This window comes from Eleftheria terrae (assembly GCF_030419005.1).
GTDB lineage: Bacteria > Pseudomonadota > Gammaproteobacteria > Burkholderiales > Burkholderiaceae_C > Caldimonas > Caldimonas terrae.
Genome location: NZ_CP106951.1, coordinates 772248 through 792926, shown reverse-complemented (window position 1 = coordinate 792926; position 20679 = coordinate 772248). Strand labels below are relative to the sequence as shown.

General features: G+C 70.3%; 15 protein-coding genes and 1 riboswitch. Of the genes, 7 read left to right on the top strand and 8 right to left on the bottom strand.

The window, feature by feature from the left end; genetic code table 11:
- Positions 1-311: 311 nt before the first annotated feature.
- From mdoH to N7L95_RS03645, 6 genes are all read right to left on the bottom strand, one after another.
- Entirely contained in the window at positions 312-2597 is a 2286-nt protein-coding gene (gene mdoH / locus N7L95_RS03670; RefSeq protein ID WP_301258467.1) for a glucans biosynthesis glucosyltransferase MdoH, read from the bottom strand.
- The gene (locus N7L95_RS03665) at positions 2570-4087 is read right to left on the bottom strand and encodes a glucan biosynthesis protein G (RefSeq protein WP_301260058.1); all 1518 of its coding nucleotides are present in this window, start codon (positions 4085-4087) and stop codon (positions 2570-2572) included. The genes mdoH and N7L95_RS03665 overlap by 28 nt, the downstream gene beginning before the upstream one ends.
- Before the next feature lie 352 nt (positions 4088-4439).
- Positions 4440-5798: a sigma 54-interacting transcriptional regulator gene (locus tag N7L95_RS03660; RefSeq protein ID WP_301258466.1), complete on the bottom strand. Its 1359-nt coding sequence runs from the start codon at positions 5796-5798 to the stop codon at positions 4440-4442.
- Positions 5799-5822: 24 nt separating this feature from the next.
- Positions 5823-6425, bottom strand: a complete 603-nt coding sequence (locus N7L95_RS03655; RefSeq protein WP_301258465.1) for a DUF3450 domain-containing protein — start codon at positions 6423-6425, stop codon at positions 5823-5825.
- 39 nt (positions 6426-6464) lie between these two features.
- Entirely contained in the window at positions 6465-7886 is a 1422-nt protein-coding gene (locus N7L95_RS03650; RefSeq protein ID WP_301258464.1) for a sensor histidine kinase, read from the bottom strand.
- A 155-nt stretch (positions 7887-8041) separates the two neighbouring features.
- Positions 8042-10213: a VTT domain-containing protein gene (locus N7L95_RS03645; RefSeq protein ID WP_301258463.1), complete on the bottom strand. Its 2172-nt coding sequence runs from the start codon at positions 10211-10213 to the stop codon at positions 8042-8044.
- A 108-nt stretch (positions 10214-10321) separates the two neighbouring features.
- Positions 10322-10453, top strand: a riboswitch (TPP riboswitch).
- A 91-nt stretch (positions 10454-10544) separates the two neighbouring features.
- On the opposite strand from N7L95_RS03645, the gene thiC reads away from it, so the two are divergent.
- The 7 genes from thiC (at position 10545) to N7L95_RS03610 (ending at position 18144) form a co-directional block, all read left to right on the top strand.
- Complete coding sequence (gene thiC, locus N7L95_RS03640) at positions 10545-12446, top strand: phosphomethylpyrimidine synthase ThiC (RefSeq protein WP_301258462.1); 1902 nt, start codon at positions 10545-10547, stop codon at positions 12444-12446.
- A 14-nt stretch (positions 12447-12460) separates the two neighbouring features.
- A complete protein-coding gene (locus tag N7L95_RS03635; protein WP_301258461.1) occupies positions 12461-13549 on the top strand; it encodes an FAD-dependent oxidoreductase in 1089 nt (362 codons plus the stop codon).
- Positions 13546-13806 (top strand): sulfur carrier protein ThiS, encoded by a 261-nt coding sequence (thiS, locus tag N7L95_RS03630; protein ID WP_301258460.1) that lies wholly within the window; start codon positions 13546-13548, stop codon positions 13804-13806. Before N7L95_RS03635 ends, thiS begins: the two co-directional genes overlap by 4 nt.
- Positions 13807-13812: 6 nt before the next feature.
- Entirely contained in the window at positions 13813-14601 is a 789-nt protein-coding gene (locus N7L95_RS03625) for a thiazole synthase (protein ID WP_301258459.1), read from the top strand.
- Between the two features lie 3 nt (positions 14602-14604).
- Positions 14605-16173 (top strand): bifunctional hydroxymethylpyrimidine kinase/phosphomethylpyrimidine kinase, encoded by a 1569-nt coding sequence (gene thiD / locus N7L95_RS03620; protein ID WP_301258458.1) that lies wholly within the window; start codon positions 14605-14607, stop codon positions 16171-16173.
- 30 nt (positions 16174-16203) lie between these two features.
- The gene (gene bioB, locus N7L95_RS03615; RefSeq protein WP_301258457.1) at positions 16204-17199 is read left to right on the top strand and encodes a biotin synthase BioB; all 996 of its coding nucleotides are present in this window, start codon (positions 16204-16206) and stop codon (positions 17197-17199) included.
- An 84-nt stretch (positions 17200-17283) separates the two neighbouring features.
- Positions 17284-18144, top strand: a complete 861-nt coding sequence (locus N7L95_RS03610) for an SDR family oxidoreductase (protein WP_301258456.1) — start codon at positions 17284-17286, stop codon at positions 18142-18144.
- A 75-nt stretch (positions 18145-18219) separates the two neighbouring features.
- Here N7L95_RS03610 and egtB read toward each other — a convergent pair whose 3' ends face one another.
- On the bottom strand, positions 18220-19530 hold the full coding sequence (gene egtB / locus N7L95_RS03605; RefSeq protein WP_435870056.1) for an ergothioneine biosynthesis protein EgtB: 1311 nt from the start codon (positions 19528-19530) through the stop codon (positions 18220-18222).
- Positions 19508-20551, bottom strand: a complete 1044-nt coding sequence (gene egtD, locus N7L95_RS03600; RefSeq protein WP_301258455.1) for an L-histidine N(alpha)-methyltransferase — start codon at positions 20549-20551, stop codon at positions 19508-19510. The genes egtB and egtD overlap by 23 nt, the downstream gene beginning before the upstream one ends.
- Between the last annotated feature and the right edge of the window lie 128 nt (positions 20552-20679).

Below are 20679 nucleotides of genomic sequence, written 5' to 3'. Positions count from 1 at the left end.
CGGATCGGTCTCAATGCAGTACGACTCGGCATGACGACAAACGCACGGCAGGCGCGCAGGAAGGAACGCCAAACTGTACCTCAAGCCTCTGTCAGCCCGGGTGGCAGGCGAGCACTTCGCGGGAGACCCGCACGCTAGCGCAGCAGGGCTGCGCCACCCAGCTGCGGTGGCGGCGGGCAAGGCTGCCCGCGCCGGCTCCTGCCGCGAGCGACTGGCTCGACATGGCGCCACGGTTGTCGCAAACGTTGCCATGGGGCGCGCAAAAAAAAACGCCGGCATAAGCCGGCGTGGAGATGGAGCAAACGGGCAACTCAGGCATTTGCGGTGCGCGTGGCAGCCCGTGGACTGGGCGCCAGCGCATGGGCGGCGATCATGGTGCCGGCGCGGGTCAGGCGGCGGCCGAAGGCCTGGCCCTTGAGCACGCTGTGCTTGGCGCGCAGTTGCTCGAGGCTTTGAGGCTCGCTGAGGAAGAGCATGCGCTCGGTCGGCGACAGGCTGTCGGTGTCGCCGTCGGTGGCCAGGCGGTTCATCAGCTGCCGGCGGGCACGACCACGCGGGCCCTGGTCGGTACGACGTTCACCCATGGCCTTGACGACCAGGTTGAACAGCCAGCTGTCGCTGAGCACGTCGGCCCAGCGCGGTGCGGCCGACGGGCGCTTGGCATAGGCCCAGGCCTGGCGCAGCACCGCGGGCGTCCAGCTTTCTTCCGGAATCAGCAGCAACTTGCGGCTGCGGATGCGCTCGCCCAGGCCTTCCTGGCTGCTGAGCACCGACAGTGGCACCACCAGCAGCAGCGGCAGGCCGATGGGCGCCAGCATCAGCAGCGCGGCCGGGTTGACCAACGCGATGCCGGCCGCCGCGGCGGCGACGGTGGCGCAAATCGGTGCGAAGCGGCGGGTGGCGTCGGCCCAGCCGATCGCCTCGGCTTCCCGCGGGGGCGACTTCCATTCGATCTTCCAGCCGGTGAGGGCGCCGACGACGAACAGGGTGTGGGCCACCATGCGCACCGGGGCTTGCAGGACCGACAGGCCGGCTTCCAGCACCGCGCCCTTGATCAGCGCGGCAGTGCCGCCGAAGTGGCGCTGCTCGTCCTTCATCAGCACGCAGGCAATGCCCAGCACACGCGGCAGCACCAGCATGGTGAGGGTGCCGATCCACAGGCCGGTCATGGCGGTGGGCACCAGGCTGCCGGCTTCGGCCGACAGGCCGCCGCTCAGCCACAGCGCCGCGCCGAGCACCACGAAGGCCAGCCACAGCGGGGCCGAGGCGTAGGCCATGGCGCCGGTGGCCAGCATGGCGCGGTGCACGCCGTGCAGGCCGGGCTCGGCGATCAGGCGGGCGTTCTGCAGGTTGCCCTGGCACCAGCGGCGGTCGCGTTGCAGCTCCTCGACCAGGTTGGGCGGCGACTGCTCATAGCTGCCTTGCAGGTCGCCCACCAGCCAGACGTGGTAGCCGGCGCGGCGCATCAGCGCGGCTTCGACGAAGTCGTGCGACAGGATCTCGCCGCCCAAGGCACCGGTGCCCGACAGCGGGGCCAGGCCGCAATGCGTCATGAAGGGCTCGACACGGATGATGGCGTTGTGGCCCCAGTAGTGCGACTCGCCCAGCTGCCAGTACTGCATGCCCAGCGTGAACAGCCGGCCGGTGACGCGGCTGGCGAACTGCTGCGCACGGGCATGCAGGGTGGCATGGCCGGCGGCCTGCGGCGCGGTCTGGATGATGCCGGCCTTCGGGTTGGCTTCCATCAGGCGAACCATGTTGAGCAGGCAGTCGCCGCTCATCACGCTGTCGGCATCCAGCACCACCATGTAGCGGTAGTTGCGGCCCCAGCGGCGGCAGAAGTCGGCCACGTTGCCGGCCTTGCGCTTGGTGCGGCGCTGGCGCCAGCGATAGTAGACGCGGGCGCCGTCACCCAGGGTGGAGCGCAGTTCGGCCCAGGCGGCCAGCTCGGCGCTGCGGATGTCCGGGTCGTTGCTGTCCGACAGGATGTAGATGTCGAACAGGCGCTGCGCCCCGGTGGTGGCGATGGACTCGCAGGTTGCGCGCAGCCCCGCGAAGACGGTCGGCACGTGCTCGTTGCAGATCGGCATGATGATGGCGGTGCGCGCATCGGCATGCACCGGGCGGTGCATCACGTCGTTCTTGGACAGCGAGTGCTTGTCGCCGCGCAGCTGCACGACGAAGCCCATCATCGCGGTGAAGAAGCCCGCCGAGACCCAGGCGAACAGCAGCGCGAACAAGGCCATCTGCCCGTACTGCAGGGCACCGCTGCTCGACTCGGGCTGGGTTTGCGCCATCAGGCCGGTGGCGATGGCGGTGGACAGCATGATCAGGGCCAGGAACACCCGGCGCCGCGCGACCGCGGCCCGTTCCCACGGCGCGCGCTCGGCCGCCGGGGTGGCGGAGCTGACCGCACGGCCGCTCACGATGGCCGCCAGGCCGGCCCAGAAGCCGCTCCAGGGGCGGGCCACCATGGACCCTCGGTTGATCGGCGGCGCGCTGGCGCCCGAGTCCTTGGCGGGCACGCGCACGCGCGCGGCCGATTCGGAGCGAGACCAGCGGGGCCGGCTCACTGGGGAGGAATGATGTTGCTCCATGTTTCCGTCAGGATGTCGTTGCCGTGTTGGAGATACGCGCGCAGCTCTAGCGGCTGCGTGCCCTGGAGGTGTTGAACGCGCACTGCCATCCGCCATGCGCCGGTGGCGTCGTTGCGGTAGGCATTGCGCTCGACGATGCGGCCGCTGGGGCCGGCCGTGACAACCGCCTTGACAGGCGCGTCGCTGGCCAGCTTCTCGAGCGATGGGCCGGTGAAGTCGACGATGAACTGGTGCTCGTTCGCTGCGAGCGCCGCATAGCCCCGGCCGGTGCGGGTCTGGCTGACCCAGGCACCCGGCGGGCGTTGTTGCTCGGATCCCTGCCAGCGCATCTGGTAGGCAAGCTCCAGGGGCTGGCCGGGGGCGGGGGTCTTTTCGGGCACCCAGTAGGCGACGATGTTGTCGTGGCCTTCGTCGGGTGCGGGCAGTTGGAACAGCTCGACGCGGCCCGGGCCCCAGCTGCCGCGCGGCTCGATCCAGGCGCTGGGACGGCGCTCGTAGCGTGCCTCGGTGTCTTCATAGCTGGAGAAGGCACGGTCGCGCTGCATCAGGCCGAAGCCGCGCAGCTCGCGCACCGCGAAGGAGGTGGCCAGCGGCCGCTGCGGCCGCAGCAGCGGGCGCCACAGCCATTCACCCTGGCCGGTGGCGACCATCAGGCCGTCGGAGTCGTGCACTTCGGGGCGGAAATCGGCCGCATTGGGCTGGTTCTCGCCCGACATGAACATGCTGGTCAGCGGTGCGATCCCCAGCGTTGTCACGCCGGCACGCAGGAACAGCCGCGAGCGCACGTCCACCACGGTGGCGGAGCCCGGCTTCAGCTCGAACTGGAAGGCGCCGGTGGACCGCGGGGAATCGAGCAGGGCGTAGATGGTCAGCGAGGTGGCGTCGGGTGCCGGCCGCTGGATCCAGAACTCACGGAAGCGCGGGAACTCCTCGCGCTCGCCGCCCACCGTGTCGATGGCCAGGCCGCGGGCCGACAGGCCGTAGTGCTGCCCGGCGCCCAGCGCGCGGAAGTAGCTGGCGCCGAGGAAGACCACCAGCTCATCCTTGTAGTCCGGGCGGTTCAGCGGGTAGTGCACCCGGAAGCCGCCGAAGCCGACGTCGCCCCAGGTCTCGGGCGACAGACGGTTCTTGCCGTAGTCGAAATCGCTGCGGTTGAAGGGGATGTGGCGGATCTCGCCGCTGGCGGTGATTTCGTTGATCAGCACCGGCTCGGCCTGCAGCTTGCCGAGGTGGAAGAACATCAGCTCGAACGGCAGCTTGTCGCCGCGCCACAACGCGCGCTCGGGGCGGAAGCGGATGTCGCGGTACTGGTCGTAGTCGAGTGCCTGGAGTTCGGCGGGCAGCGTGGAGGCTGCGGGGCGGTGGGGGGCGGCGGCCAGGCGGCGGGCCTGGGCGCTCAGCTGTTCGAAATCGAAGCTCGCCTTGGCGGTCGCGGCGCCGGCCGCGCCGAGCAGCAGGCCGAGGGCCACCAGACGCTGCAGCACCGGCATCCCGGACGGCCGCGGGCCGGCGCCACGCGGCGCGCCAAAGGCGCCGACGAAGCGGGGGCGGGGGCCGATCTGGAAGCTGAGGGGCACTGGCAAGTCCTTGTTCCTGGTTCAGACGACGTCTCTTCGGAGGCGCCACGCAAGGCCCGAAAGGGCCGTTTCGTGACGTCTTCCGCAACGTCCGTGCCAACAGGAAAAAGACCTTGCAAAACAAGCACTTGGGAGTGCTTACAAGGGGTTTCACGGGGGTGGGGGCCGGAATGGCCGCCCGCCCCAGGCTCAACCGTCGCCGGGCAGCGACAAGAATTCGAGCCTTTTAGCTAAGTGATTGATATCAAAAGGAAATGTCTTGTCGCTATTCAGCGACAGGGGCATCGGAGCGGAAGGAGCCGGGCGCGAGCCCATGCTTCTGCAGGAGCCGATAGAACTCGGTGCGATTGCGTTGCGCGAGGCGCGCGGCATCGGCGACGTTGCCGTCGGTGAGCTTGAGCAGGCCCACCAGGTAGTCGCGCTCGAAGCGCTGCCGCGCTTCGGCGTAGCTCAGCACCTCGACGCTCGGCACCCGCAACGCCCGTTGCACCAGCACGAGGGGAATCAGCGGGGTGGTGGCGAGCGCACAGACCTGTTCGACCACGTTGTAGAGCTGCCGCACGTTTCCCGGCCAGGAGGCGGTGGCCAACGCCTTCAGCGCTTCGGGCGCGAAGCCGTTGAGCCGCTTGCCGTACTTGACGGCCAGGCGCGAGAGGAAGTGGTTGGCCAGCAGTGGGATGTCCTCGCGCCGCTCGGCCAGTGGCGGCAACACCAGCGTGACGACGTTGAGCCGGTAGTAGAGGTCCTCGCGGAACTGGCCCTGCGCCATGGCCTCGTCGAGGTTGCGGTGGGTGGCCGAGAGGATGCGCACGTCCACCGGCACCGCTTGCGTCGCGCCCACCGGACGCACCGAGCGCTCCTGCAGCACGCGCAGGAGCTTCACCTGCAGCGGCGGCGGCATGTCGCCGATTTCGTCGAGGAAGAGCGTGCCGCCGTCGGCCGCCTGGAACAAGCCGCGATGGTTCGACACTGCGCCGGTGAACGCGCCCTTCACATGGCCGAACAGCTCGGATTCGAGCAAGGCCTCGGGGATGGCGCCGCAGTTCACCGCGACAAAGGGCCGCTGGGCGCGGGCACTGGCTTGGTGGATGGCCTGGGCCAGCAGTTCCTTGCCGCTGCCGCTTTCGCCGCGGATCAGCACGCTTGCGTCGGAGCCGGCCACCAGCTTGGCTTCCGCCAGCAGTTCGGCCATGCGGGTGGAGCGGCTGACGATGGCCTCGCGCCAGCGATCGTCGGCCTGCTGGCCTTCGCTGGCCGGTGCCGCGAGCTGCAGGGCCTGGGCGATCTTGTCGAGCAGGGCCTTGCCGTCGAAGGGCTTGGTGAGATAGGTGAAGACGCCGCGCGAGGTGGCCTCCACCGCGTCGGGTATGGTGCCGTGCGCCGTCAGCAGGATCACCGGCAGGGCCGGATGGCGGGCCCGGATGTCGTCGAACAGCGCCAGGCCGTCCTTGCCGGGCAGCTGCACGTCGCTCACCACCAGTTGCGGCCGCTCCAGCGCGATCTGCGTCAGCGCCGCCTCCGCGCTCTCGACCGCGGTGACCCGGTAGCCGGCCGCGCCGAGCCGCATCGACAGCAGCCGCAGCATGTCGGGATCGTCGTCGACGACAAGCACATGGGCGGTCATCAGCAGTCCTTCTTCGGGAGGGGGTCAGGGAAGCGCCGGCTTGCTGCCGGGAATGGCCGGTGTCGGCGACGGCATGGCGCGTGGCGCCAGGCTGCGCTCGATCGCCTTGAGTGCCTCCAGCTTCTCGTTCAGCTGGTCCAGGCGACGCTGGCTGTCACGCAGCTGCTGGTTCTGCTTGTCCAGCTGTTCTTCCAGCCGGCGCACCTCGGTGTAGCGGGGCAGCAGCAGCCGGGCCAGGGGCTGCCAGGCAGTGGCCTGCGGGGCGGTGGAGCGCAGCAGGCCGTCGAGCGCGGCGATGGCCTTGGCCATGTCGCCGGGCGCCCGTGTCTGGCCCAGCACCAGGGCCAGCTCCAGCGCGGCCGCTGGCGAGGCCTGCGGGTCGCCGATGCGGGTGATCTCGGCCTGCAGCTCCGGCGCCGGCAGGTTGCGCACCCGCTCGGCATAGCGCAGCACGTGGCGGGTGGCTTCGTCGCCCGGGTCGACCACCACCACCGGCACACGCACCGGCACCTTGACCTGTCTCACCTCGGTCACTTCAGGCAAGGGGGCGCAGGCGCCCAGCAGCAGCACCAGGGCAGCGGCCAGGCCGCGCAACATCGAGGTCGTGAGGGGAGGGTTCAGTCCCATTTGTTTCTTGTCGGATAAGCAGGCCGCGCCGGCGCGGCATCAGCTGGCATGGGGCAATTCGATACGGAAATGAGCGCCGGGCGCATTGGGCAGCAACTCGACGCTGCCGCCGTGGGCCGCCACGTACTCCTGCACGATGGACAGGCCGACACCGGTGCCGCGGCTGGCGCCCTCCGGCTGCCGCTCGCCGCGGTAGAAGGGCTCGAAGACGCGGGCCCGGTCGGCCGCAGCGACACCGGGCCCCTGGTCCATCACGTCGATGCAGGCCCGGTCGGTGCGGCGCACGAGCAGGAAGCGAATGGTAGCGCCGTGCGGGCTGAAGCGGATGGCGTTGGACAAGAGGTTGCCCAGCGCGGTGCCAAGCTTGTCCTGGTCGACCTCGGCATACAAGGGGCCGCCGTCGATGGCCACCGTCAGCTGCTTGGCCTGCCACTGGAGCTTTTGTTCCTCGACCAGCCGGCGCAGCAGCTCGCTCAGCTCGGTGCGCCGGCGCACCAGGCGGCGGGCTTCGAAGGCGGCAGCGTTGAAGCGCAGCAGGTCTTCGATCTGGCGCTGCAGCACCACCGTGTTGTGCTGCAGGATGCGGGCGATCTCGCGCTGGTTGTCGGTCAGCGCACCGGCCACGCCGTCTTCCAGCAGGGCCACGCCCTCGCGCAGCGCGGCCAGCGGGGTCTTCAGCTCATGCGAGACGTGGCGCAGGAAGCGCGCCTTGTCGGCGTCCAGCTCGGCCAGGCGCAGGCGCAGCCAGTCGAGGCGGCGGCCCACGTCACGCACGTCGGCCGGGCCGCGGATTTCAATGGGCTGGTCGAGCCGGTTCTCGCCCAGGCCGATGATGGCGCGCTCCAGCCGCTTCATCGGCCGCGCCAGCCAGAGACCGAAGCCCAAGGCCAGCAACACGGCGGCGACGATGGCGCCGAGCACCTGGCGGGCCAGGTCCAGCCGGCTGGCCTCCAGCTCTTCCTGCAGTTCGCTGTTGCGGGCCTCGTTGGCACGGCGCATCTGCTCGGCGATGGCGGTGTTGAGGTCGGCCAGCTCGCGAAAGGCCAGGCTCAGGGTGAGTTCGCGCTGGCGGGCGGTGGCGCGCGGCCCGCGCATCTGTTCCCGGATGGCGTCCAGCCGCTGGCGCCACTCGCTGGCCTGTGGCGGCGGCAGGCGGTTGGCGACCAGCCGGGTCAGCACCGCCTCGGCTTCGGCCGCCGCTTCCTCGAAGCGCTGGCGCAGTGCCAGGTCGTCGAGCACCACGTACTGGCGCGCGGCCCGCTCCATCGTGACGCTGCGGTCGGCCAGCGCTTGAGCTTCCGCGCTGATCTGCACCGCCCGCTCGGCCCCGGCGCGCGCCTGGCCCATCAGCCGCTCCAGCGTGAACAGCCCGCGCAGCGACGCGCCGCCCAGCAGAGCGGCGATCAGCAGGAAGGCGACCAGCAGCAGCTGGCGAAAGGAGGCGCGGTGCAAGGTGAACATGGTGGCGGTCGGGGGGGCGCATCGCCCCCGAGGCGGCGGCGCGAACTATAACTGGGCCGGCGTGCTTCCGGCTCCGGCGGCGGGCCCGGCGGCGGCTTCCCGCCGTCCGAGCGGGCGCTGTCCCGCAGCGGCCGGGTGCCTTCAGGACGCTGCCTTCAGGACGCCGCCTCCTCGGCGCGCACCAACCGCTGCCGGATCAGGATGGCGGCGGCCACCACCAGGGCCACCACCACGGCCAGCAAGGTGAAGCTGCCCAGGCCGGGCTCCCGCACCGCTTCGGCGATGCGGTCGATGAACAGCACCGTCATGCAGATGCCCGGGGCCATGCCGAGGAAAGTGCCGAGCAGGAAGTCGCGCAGGCTGATCTGGGAGGCGCCGGCCACCACATTGATCAGCGAGAACGGCGCCACCGGCAGCAGCCGCACCACCGTCATCGCCACCACGCCGCGCCGGGCCAGCAGCCGGCTCAGGCGGTTGATGCGAGCCCCCGCGAAGCGCCGCACCAGGTCACGGCCGAGGGCCCGGCCGACGCCGTAGGTGGCGGCCGCACTGAGCAGCGAGCCGGTGATGGCGTACAGCAGTCCGAGCGCCGGGCCGAACACCATGCCGGTGACCGCGATCAAGGCCGTCACCGGCATGGCGAGCAGGCCGGCCACCACATACGCGACCAGTGCCAACAGTGGCGCAAACGGCTGCTCACGCACCCGCTCCGCGGCATGCATCAGGGTGTCGAGGTCGAGCAGCTCCTGCAAGGGCGTGAAGCGCCAGGCCGCGGCCACGGTGCCAAGGCCGAACACCACCGCGGCCATCGCCAGCGTGCGGCGCGAGACGCGGGGCTTGGCCTCGCGAGGGACGAACTCGGCCACGAAACGCTCGGGCTCCAGCGGCGCCTCGGGATCGATGAAGGCCTGTTCCGGCAGCAGGGCCTCCAGCTCGGGCGGCACTTCGGGGTGTGAATGGCCGAGGGTGCGCTGGCCTTCTCGTCGCAGGCTCTCGATGGCGGCGGTCAGGCGGCCATGCTCCCGCAAGGCGGCGGCCACCACGTCGGGAGCCACGTCCAGGTGCTCGCCGAGCAGGCGATGGCGCAGCAGGGCGACCGCCCCGCGCACCCGCTCGACCGCGCCGGGGTTGTCCTGGGCGGCGGCCTCGACGACCAGGTTGCATTCGGTGTCGAAGCCCATCGAGCGGTTGGAGATGTTGGCCGAGCCGATGGTGAACAACTCGTCATCGACCGTCATCACCTTGCTGTGGACGTTCAGGCACTTCTCGCCGAGATCGGGAATCTGCGGGCAGTAGGCACGAAAGCGGCCATGCTGGTCGGCCGCCAGCAGGCGGCGGTGCAGCCGGGAACGCAGCACGCCCATCGTGCTTTCTTCCAGCCAGCCGCTTTCGCGTTGCGGCGTCACCACCACCACGTCGGGGCCGTCCGCCTCGGCCAGCCGCTGCGCCAGCGCGTTGCCGACACTCGAGGCGCTGAAGTACTGGTTCTCGATGAACACCTCGCGGCGCGCAGCGGCGATGGCGTCCAGATGCAGCTGGCGGATCTCCTCCACCGATTCGAAGCGGTCGAAGCGCGGCTCGGTGCGGGCGATGGCCACCTGTACCTCGGTCAGGTCCGGCGCCAGCCGGGCCGGCCAGGGGCCCGGCCCTTCGCTGGGCGGATGGGGCGGCTTGAGCCTGACTCCGGTGGCACGACACCAACGTTCCCGGGCCAACTCGCCGAGCGCGGCGGCCACCGGCCCTTCGACGATGGCGGCCACGTCGTGGAAGGGGCCGTAGGGCTTGCCGTCGGGGTCGATGCGCAGCGGCTCGCCGCAGGCATGCTCGGAGGTGTCCCAGCGGCAGCGTGTCAGGTCGAATCCGCCGACGAAGGCGACCCGGTCGTCCACCACCACCACCTTCTGGTGGTGCGAAGCGCCGAAGGGATGGCGATCGTCGAGCCGGAAGCGCAGGTGGCGGTGGGTCCGCCAGTCCATCTTGTAGGTGGTCATCCATTCGCGCTCAAGCGCGAACAGCATGGCGAAGTCCCAGCTCAGCACATGGGCCTTGATGCCGCGGCCGCGGGCCACCACCGCGTCGAGAAACTCGCCCAGGGGTTCGGGAAAGCCGTCGTTGGCGCCCTCGGGCACCAGGCGCATGCGGCTGTCGATGTCCCAGCCAAGGATGAAGATGGACTGTCGGGCCTGTGCAATGGCGGCGCGCACAGCACTGAAATAGGCCTGCCCGTCGATCAGGAAGGCCAGTCGTCGCGCCGGCTCGATGCGCAAGCAATTGCGGCCCGGCTGCAGCAGCGACGGCGCCGCGCGAGCGGGGGTGGGTGCATTCATGCTTGTGTTGTATGGAGGTCTGCAGATGCGATGGACCTGCCCAAGCAAGCGCCGATCCCGGGCCGCCACGGCCTGTCTTGACGTGCCACCGGCAAGCCCCATACACTCATTGCCGCTCCGGGGTGCACCGGGCAGGGAACTGCGAGACAGGGAACTGCAAGGGTGCTGAGATGGCTGGCCAGCCGAACCCGCGAACTTGATCCGGTTCATACCGGCGGAAGAAGAGCTGAATGTGTTCCTCGTCTTTGCTCCCCGTGCCGGGGAGTGGCGCCGCCCGGCGCAGGCAGGGCCACTTTCCGGAGCATTGCCCGTCCACCGGAAAGGAGCCCTGATGAACGCCCCCGACAAACTCACCCAGCTGCTGGCACTGACCCGCGAGCCGTTTCCTGCTTCCCGCAAGGTCTATGTTGCTGGCGAGCGGCATCCGCAGCTGCGGGTGCCGATGCGTGAGGTGACGCTGACCAACGGCGAGGTGATCTCGCTCTACGACACCTCCGGCCCCTACACCGACCCCGAGGCGCAGATCGACGTGCGGCGCGGCCTGCCGGCGCTGCGGGCCGAATGGATCGCCGCCCGCGGCGACACCGAGTCCTACGAGGGCCGTGTTCGCCAGGCGCTGGACGATGGTGGCAAGCATGAGCAGCGCGATGGCGAGCGGCTGGAGCAGCTGCGCCAGGAAGCGGCCGCACTGCAACGCCAGCCGCGTCGGGCACGCAGCGGCGGCAATGTCACCCAGATGCACTATGCGCGGCGCGGCATCGTCACACCCGAGATGGAATACGTCGCCATCCGCGAGAACCAGAAGCGCCGCGACCGCGAGGACTGGGCCGCCCCCTACCTGGCCGACGCCGAGCGTGAGCAGCGCCTGCGCGGCAACCCGATGGGCGCCACCATTCCCGGCTTCATCACGCCCGAGTTCGTGCGCGACGAGGTGGCCCGCGGGCGCGCCATCATCCCGGCCAACATCAACCACCCGGAGGTCGAGCCGATGGCGATCGGCCGCAACTTCCTGGTCAAGATCAACGCCAACATCGGCAACTCCGCCGTCACCTCCAGCATCGAGGAAGAGGTCGAGAAGCTGGTGTGGGCCATCCGCTGGGGGGCCGACAACGTGATGGACCTCTCCACCGGCCGCAACATCCACACCACCCGCGACTGGATCCTGCGCAACTCGCCGGTGCCCATCGGCACCGTGCCGATCTACCAGGCGCTGGAGAAGGTGGGCGGCGTGGCGGAGGACCTCAGCTGGGAGGTCTTCCGCGACACGCTGATCGAGCAGGCAGAGCAGGGCGTCGACTACTTCACCATCCATGCGGGCGTGCGGCTGCCCTTCATCCCGATGACGGCGCGCCGGCGCACCGGCATCGTCTCGCGCGGGGGCTCCATCATGGCGAAGTGGTGCATCGCGCACCACCGCGAGAGCTTCCTGTACACGCACTTCGAAGAGATCTGCGAGATCATGAAGGCCTACGACGTGAGCTTCTCGCTCGGTGACGGCCTGCGCCCCGGCTCGGCCGCCGATGCGAACGACGAAGCCCAGTTCGCCGAGCTGCGCACGCTCGGCGAGCTGACGCAGCTGGCCTGGAAGCACGACGTGCAGACCATGATCGAAGGCCCCGGCCACGTGCCGATGCACATGATCCAGGCCAACATGCAGGAGCAGCTCAAGCACTGCCACGAGGCGCCGTTCTACACGCTCGGCCCGCTGACCATCGACATCGCGCCGGGCTACGACCACATCGCCAGTGCCATTGGCGCGGCCATGATCGGCTGGTTCGGCACCGCCATGCTGTGCTACGTGACACCCAAGGAACACCTCGGCCTGCCCGACCGCGACGATGTGAAGCAGGGCATCATCGCCTACAAGATTGCCGCCCATGCGGCAGACGTTGCCAAGGGCCACCCAGCCGCCCGGGCACGCGACGATGCGCTGTCGAACGCGCGCTTCGAGTTCCGCTGGCACGACCAGTTCAACCTCTCGCTCGACCCGGACACCGCGCGCGATTTCCATGACGAGACGCTGCCCAAGGAGTCGAGCAAGGTGGCGCACTTCTGCTCGATGTGCGGCCCCAAGTTCTGCTCGATGAAGATCACCCAGGAAGTGCGCGACTTCGCTGCCCGCCAGGGCCTGAGCGAAGAGCGCGCGCTGGCCGAGGGGTTGCAGGCCAAGTCCGAGGAGTTCAAGCGCGGCGGCGGCGAGATCTACATCCCGATCCAGCCACAACAATCCTGAGCGGCAGCGCCTCCATGTTCCCGCTCCACAAGCACGGCAAGGCGCCACGCGGCGCCGCCCATGCCGGCATTGCAGGCGCCGGCCTGCTGGGCCGGCTGCTGGCCTGGTCGCTGGCTGGTGCCGGCTGGCGAGTCACCGTGTTCGACCCGGCCGACGGCCCGCAGGCCCGCGGCGCCGCTGGCTGGACGGCGGCCGGCATGCTGAGTCCCTTTGCCGAACTGGAATGCGCCGATGCCCGGGTGGCAGCGCTCGGGCTGCGTTCGCTGCAGCTATGGCGCGACATCGTCGCCCGCCTGCCCGGCGAGGTGGACTTCCACCATCGCGGCAGCCTGCTGCTCGCGCACGGGCCGGACGCGGGGGCGGCGCAGCGCCTGATCGACGTGCTGCGCGCCAAGTCGCCGGTGGCGGCCCACCCGCGGGTGCTCACGCCGCCCGAGTTGCGCAGCCTGGAGCCGGCCATCCACGGCCCGGCGCATGCGTGGCTGCTGGAGGGCGAAGGCCAGATCCACACGGTGCAGGCCATGCAGGCCCTGGCCGCCGGCGCCACGCAGCGGGGCGTCGCCTGGCGCTGGGGCCAGGCCGTGCGCGAGCTTGCGCCGGGGCGGCTGGTGTGCGAGGACGGCGAGCACCGCTTCGACTGGGTCTTCGATGTGCGCGGCGTCGGCGCTCGGCCCCAGCTGCCGGTGCGCGGGGTGCGAGGCGAGCTGTTCTGGCTGCATGCGCCTGGCCTGGTGCTGGGCCGGCCGGTGCGGCTGTTGCACCCGCGCTGGCGTGTCTACCTGGTGCCGCGGCCGGGCGACCTGCTGGTGGTCGGCGCCAGCGAGATCGAGTCGGAAGACCGTTCGCCGGTGTCGGTGCGCAGCACGCTGGGCCTGCTGAGCGCGGCCCACAGCGTGCTGCCCGAGCTTGCCGAGGCCCGGGTGGTGCACAGCGAAGCGAACCTGCGGCCGGCGCTGCCCGACAACCTGCCGGCGCTGGAGACACAGGCGGGACTGACCCGCATCAACGGCCTGTTTCGCCATGGCTGGCTGATTGCGCCGGCGCTGGTGGAGCAGGCCCTGGCCGGCGTCGAGCTGGCCCAGCCCGAGGAGCAAGTGCCATGAACGGTTTTGGAGATGCAGCCACGGACGCCTATGTGTGTGCCTCGGCACCGGGCGCACTGCGGGTCACGGTCAACGGCGCGCCGCGCCATGTCGACAGCGGCACCACCCTGGAGGGGTTGCTGCAGCGCCTGGGGCACGCACCGACCTCGGTGGCGACCGCCGTCAACGGCAGCTTCGTGCCACGCGCGGCGCGTGCCAGCTGCCGGCTGCAGGCCGGCGACAGCATCACCTGTTTCGAACCCATCGTCGGAGGCTGAACCGCCATGACAAGCACCCGCGACTTCGTCCTCGGTGGCCTGCCCCTGCAGAGCCGCTTCCTGCTCGGCACCGCCGGCTATCCCTCGCCCGAGGTGCTGCGCCAGGCCATTGCCGCTTCGGGCAGCCAGGTCGTCACGCTGGGGCTGAAGCGCCAGCTGGCCGGTGGCAGCGGCGACAACGGCTTCATCGAGATCATCCGCGGCTGCGGTGCCCACCTGCTGCCCAACACCGCTGGCTGCCGCACGGCCCGGGAGGCAGTGACATTGGCCCACATGGCGCGCGAGCTGTTGCAGACCCACTGGATCAAGCTGGAGGTGGTGGGCGACGAGCACACCTTGCAGCCCGATCCCTTCGAGCTGGTGGAGGCGGCTGCCCAGCTGGTCAAGGACGGCTTCGAGGTGCTGCCCTACTGCACCGATGACCTGGTCAGCTGCCAGCGCCTGCTGGACGTGGGGTGCCGGGTGCTGATGCCGTGGGGGGCCCCCATCGGCTCGGCCCAGGGGCTGCTGAATCCCTGGGCATTGCGCACCCTGCGGGCGCGGCTGCCGCAGGCCACGCTGATCGTTGATGCCGGCATCGGCGCGCCTTCGCATGCCGCGCTGGCGATGGAACTGGGTTTCGACGCCGTGCTGTTGAACTCCGCGGTGGCCCAGGCGGGCGACCCGGTCGGCATGGCGGCCGCCTTCCGGCTGGCGATCGAGGGCGGGCATCTGGCGCATGCCAGCGGCCTGCTGGCGCCGCAGCCGATGGCGGTTGCTTCGACGCCCGTCACCGGCCGGCCGTTCGAGGTCTGAACGATGCGCCCTCCCATCGTCTGGAGCGTGGCGGGATCGGACAGCGGCGGCGGTGCCGGCCTGCAGGCCGACCTGAGGGCCTTCGACGCCCTGGAGGTGCACGGCTGCACTGCCGTGGCGGCACTCACGGCACAGAACTCCACCGCGGTACAGCGCATCGAGGCCGTGTCGCCGGCCATGCTGGACGCCCAGCTTGCCGCACTGGCGCAAGACCTGGCGCCGCGTGCCATCAAGACCGGCATGCTGGGCGGTGCCGAGCAGGTGCACTGCCTGGTGGGCTGGGTGGACCGCCTGCGCCAACAGCAGCCGCTTGCCCTGGTGGTGGACCCGGTGTGGCGCGCCAGCAGCGGCGCGGCCCTGGGGGTGGGCGCCTGGCGCGAGGCGGTGATCGGCCAACTGCTGCCGCGGGCCACGGTGATCACCCCCAACCGTGCCGAAGCTGCCTGGCTGCTGGGTCGCGAGGCGCCGCTGGCCGATGCAGAGGTGCCGGCGGCGGCAGCGGCGCTGCGCCGGCTGGGGCCCGCCGCGGTGGTGGTGACGGGCGGCGACGCCAGCCGTGAAGTGTCGCTCGACTGGCTGGACAGCGCGCAGGCCCGCGGCTGGCTCAGCCTGCCCCGGGTCAACACGCAGCATCACCATGGCACTGGGTGCGTGTTCGCCGCCTCGATGGCGGCGGCCCTGGCCCATGGCTTTTGCGAGGCCGATGCCAGCGTGCTCGGCAAGATGGCCACCACGGCGGCCTTGCAGCATGGCTACGCCGCCGGGCAGGGCGCCGGGCCGGTGCGGCCCATGCGCGGCTTTGCGCGGCGGGCAGGCGCCTTGCCCGGTCTGCATGCCGAGTGGCCCGGCCCGGCAGCGGCGTTTGCACCCTTGCAGGACCGGCGGCTTGGCCTGTATGCGGTGGTTGACAGTGCCGACTGGGTCGAGCGGGTGCTGCGCGCCGGGGTGCGCACGGTGCAGCTGCGCATCAAGGAGGCGCCGCGCGAGCGGCTGTCGCGCGAAGTGGAACGCGCGGTGCGCGCGGCCCGTTCGGTGCAGGCGCAGCTGTTCATCAACGACCACTGGGCGCTGGCCATCGAGCACGGCGCCTACGGCGTTCACCTGGGCCAGGAAGACCTGGAGGCCTTGAGCCACAGCGGGCTGGAGATGCTGCGCCAGGCCGGGCTGCGGCTCGGGCTGAGCACCCACAGCTACTGGGAGGTGTGTCGGGCACAGGCGCTGTCGCCCAGCTACATCGCCTGCGGGCCCATCCACGCCACCACGACCAAGGACATGCCCTGGCTCCCGCAGGGGCCGGACAACCTGGCTTACTGGTGCCATGTGCTCGCGTCGCCGGTGGTGGCCATTGCCGGCATGGACGAAGCGCGCAGCCACGAAGCGGTGCGCTGCGGCGCAGCCGGTGTGGCGGTGCTGCGTGGCGTCACCCAGGCCACCGACCCGGAGGCCGCGATCGCCGGGCTGCAGCAGGCCATCGCTTCGGCCGCGGCGCAGCCGCCCTGGCCGGTGCCGGCGCTGCCTCGCAGCACCTTGCCGGGGCCGGTGGCGGCCGGGGCGCCGGGCCCGATACACTGACGCGCTGTTTCGAACGCAAAACCGCCATCAATGACCAACGCCATTGCCCAGCCTGTCCAGGTGATCCGCCGTCCTGCAGAGTGCTCTGCCACCGAAGGACGCTGGCCTCTCGAAGCGGTCGAGGCCTTGTTCGCACGGCCGTTCAACGACCTGTTGTTCGAGGCCCAGCGCGTGCACCGGGACCACTTCCAGCCCAACGAGGTGCAGCTCTCCACCCTGTTGTCGATCAAGACCGGCGGCTGCCCCGAGGACTGCGCCTACTGCCCGCAGTCGGTCCACTACGACACTGGCGTGGAGGCCGGCAAGCTGATGGACAGCGCGGAAGTGCTTGCGGCCGTCACCGCCGCCCGAGAGCAGGGCGCCACCCGCTTCTGCATGGGTGCCGCCTGGCGTGCACCGAAGGACCGCGACGTCGAGAAGGTGGCCGAGCTGGTGCGTGTGGTGAAGGAGGCCGGCCTGGAAGCCTGCTGCACCCTGGGCATGCTCAGCGACGGGCAGGCCCAGACGCTGAAGGAGGCCGGCCTGGACTACTACAACCACAACCTTGACACCGCGCCCGAGGCCTACGGCCGCATCATCTCGACGCGCGACTACCAGGACCGGCTGGACACGCTGGAGCGCGTGCGCTCGGCCGGCATGCACGTCTGCAGCGGCGGCATCGTCGGCATGGGCGAGTCCCGCCGCGAGCGCGCCGGCCTGATTGCGCAACTGGCCAACATGGACCCCTACCCGGAGTCGGTGCCCATCAACCACCTGGTGCAGGTGGAAGGCACGCCCCTGCACGGCCTGGAGCCGCTGGACCCGCTGGAATTCGTCCGCACCATTGCCGTCGCGCGGATCACGATGCCGACGGCACGGGTGCGCCTGTCGGCCGGCCGCCAGCAGATGAGCGACGCCGTGCAAGCCCTGTGCTTCATGGCCGGCGCCAACTCCATCTTCTATGGCGAGAAGCTGCTGACCACCGGCAACCCGGACTGGGAACGCGACCAGGCCTTGTTTGCCAAGCTGGGGCTGCAGGCCGGCTGAGCGGCGCCGCGGGTGCACCTGCCGCCACGCGGGGCACGACGTTTGCCGGAACCGGAAGGACCGCATCACCTTCTGGAGTACCGCATGCCGCAAGACAAGAGGACCCTGCCGCCGCAGCACCAGGACATCCAGCCGGGCCGCGAAGGGGCGATGCATCCCGCGCCCGATTCAGATGCCGAGCAGTACACCGGCAACGGCAAGCTGCGCGACAAGGTCGCCATCGTCACCGGTGGCGACAGCGGCATCGGCCGATCGGTGGCCATCTCCTTCGCCAAGGAGGGGGCCCACGTCGTCATCGTCTACCTGAACGAACACCAGGATGCCGCGCACACCATCCAGAAGGTGGAGGCGCAAGGCGTGCGTTGCCTGGCGCTGGCCGGCGACCTGGGTGACGAGGCCTTTGCCACGCAGGTGGTGCGCTCCACGCTGGAGACCTTTGGCCGGGTCGACGTACTGGTGAACAATGCGGCCGAGCAACATCCCAAGGACAAGATCGAGGACATCACCAGCACCCAGCTGGAGCAGACCTTCCGCACCAACTTCTTCTCGATGTTCAACCTGACGCGGCTGGTGGTGCCGCATCTGCCGGAGGGCGGCTGCATCGTCAACAGCACGTCCGTCACCGCCTACCGGGGCTCGGCGCACCTGGTGGACTACGCCTCGTCCAAGGGGGCGATCGTGGCCTTCACGCGCTCGCTGGCCCAGCAGCTGGCCAAGCGCAAGATCCGCGTCAACGCGGTGGCGCCCGGGCCGGTGTGGACGCCGCTGATCCCGTCCACCTTCGACGAAGAGGAGGTGGAGAGTTTCGGTGCCAAGGTGCCGATGGGCCGCCCGGCGCAGCCGGACGAGATCTCGCCCAGCTATGTGTTCCTCGCCACCCGCGATGCCAGCTACATGACCGGCCAGGTGCTGCATCCCAACGGTGGCGAGGTGATCAACGGCTGAGTCGGCCCGTGCAGGCAGGGGGGCGGTGTCGCCCCCACCCTGCGCGGTGGGCGCGGCGAGCGCGTCGCCCCGGCCTTACTTGGCCAGGCGGATTCCGCTGAACTGCCAGCGGGCGTGCGGCGGGAAGAAGTTGCGATAGCTGGGTCGCAGGTGCGAGCCCGGCGTGGCGCAGGAGCCGCCGCGCAACACCATCTGGTTGATCATGAACTTGCCGTTGTACTCGCCCACCGCGCCCGGGGCGGTGCGAAAACCGGGATAGGGCAGGTAAGCGCTCTGCGTCCACTCCCAGGTGTCGCCGAACACCTGCGCCAGCGGCTCGGGACCGGCCGGCCTCGGATGGAAGCTGCCGTCCTCCAGCAGGCTCCCGTGGCCCGGCCGGGGGCCGGCACCACTGGCGGCGAACTCCCATTCCGCCTCGGTAGGCAGCCGGGCGCCGGCCCAGCGGGCGTAGGCATCGGCCTCGTAGTAGCTCACGTGGCAGACCGGCTCCGCGTGCGACACCGGGCGCAATCCGTGCAGCGTGTAGTGCTGCCAGCCGCCATCGTCGTCGCTGCGCTGCCAGTACAGCGGGGCCTGCCAGCCTTCGCGCTGGCGGCAGTCCCAGCCGTCCGAGAGCCACAGCTCGGGCCGCTGGTAGCCGCCGTCCTCGATGAAGGCCAGGAAGTCGCCATTGCTCACCAGCCGAGATGCCAGCTCGAAGGGGGCCAGCCAGATGCGGTGCCGCGGCAATTCGTTGTCGAACGCGAAGCTGCGCGCGCCATGGCCGAGCTCCGCCTCGCCGGCCTCGAAGCCGAGGAAGCGCAGCGCCGCAGCGGCTGCCGGTGCGCCCGTGCCGCCGGGGCGGTAAGCCGGCAGCATGGGGTTGCGCGAGAAGTGGTGCTTCAGGTCGGTGAGGATCAGCTCCTGGTGCTGCTGCTCGTGGTGCACGCCCAGCTCGACCAGGGCCAGCAGGTCCGGCCCCAGGGCATGAGCCTGCAACAGCGCCGCCACCCGCTGCTCGACGGCCCGCCGGTAGTCCAGCACTTCGGCCAGCCCGGGGCGGGAGAGCAGCCCGCGCTCGGGCCGCGGGTGGCGCTCGCCGACACCCACGTAATAGCTGTTGAACAACTGCCGGTAGGCCGGGTTCACCGGCTGGTAGCCGGCTTCAGCCCGTTCGAGCACGAAGGTGTCGAAGAACCAGCTGGTGTGCGCCAGGTGCCACTTCACCGGGCTGGCGTCCGGCATGGACTGCAGCATGCAGTCCTCCGGGGTCAGCCCTTCGACCAGCGCCGCGGTCTGGCGACGGACTTCGGTGAAGCGCTTCAGCAAGCTGCCGGCATCCAGCGGGGGAGTGGGGGCAGGGGGCATCCAGGCCATGTTCACCTCACGCGCTGGCAACGAAGACATGGAACCAGCCGCGCTCGTCGCTCCAGTGCTGGGCACTGCCGAAGCCGGCCTCGCGCAGCAAGGCAGCGAAGCTCTCGCGGGTGTACTTGTAGGAGTATTCGGTGACGATCACCTCGTCGCGCTCGAAGCGCCGCTCGGCGTCGCCAATGCGCACGTCCTGGGCCTGCTGCGAGACCAGCTGCATCTCGATGCGGCTGGCCTCCCGGTTGAAGACCGCCCGGTGGGTGAAGCGCCGCGGGTCGAAATAGGCGTCGAGTTCGCGGTTCACCACGCGCAGCACGTTGCGGTTGAAGGCCGCCGTGACCCCGATCGCGTCGTCGTAGGCCGCTTCGAGGATGGCCCGGTCCTTCAACCCGTCCACGCCGATCAGCAGCCGTCCGTCGCTGCCCAGGTGATCACGCACCGAGTGCAGCAGCTCGAGGGCGTCGGACGGAGCGAAGTTGCCGATCGACGAGCCGGGATAGAAGAACACCCGCGGCCAGTGCGGGCGCTGTCCCAGCACATGGTGCAGTTGCAGCGGCCGGGTGAAGTCGGTCGCCACGCCGACGAACTCCACGTCCGAGAAGCGCTGTGCGCCCCCCTGTAGCGAGAGGGACAGCCACTGCGGCGAGATGTCCACCCCGACCCAGCGGCGCGCCGCCACGGGCTTGAGCCACGGCCAGGACTTGGCGCCGTCGCCGCAGCCCAGGTCGATCCATTGCACCTCCCGCGGCAGCCGCCGGGCAATCGCGTCGCGGTGGCGTTCGAAGATGGCGGCTTCAGTGCGCGTGGGGTAGTACTCGGCCAGCTCGCAAATGGCGCTGTAGAGCGCGCAGCCCTGTGCGTCGTAGAAGAACTTCGGTGAGATGTGCGCCTGCGGCTCGAACAGCCCGCGGCGCAGGTCCTCCAGTCGCTGGTCCGCATCTTCGGTGTCACCTACCGCGATCCACGCCGGCACGCCATGGCGGGCTGGACCGGCTTGCGGGTGCAGGGAGGGAGGCAAGGCGCCGGTAGGCCCCACGCTGTGCAGTTGCGGCTTCATGGGCGTCCCTCGGCGCGGTTGCCTGGCAAGGCGAAGCAGGCGGCATCGATGCGCTCGACGCCGCGCGGGCGGTCTCCGCTGTTTTTGGTGTTCACGTCACTCCCTTCGTTGACAAGGCGGGGGGCGGT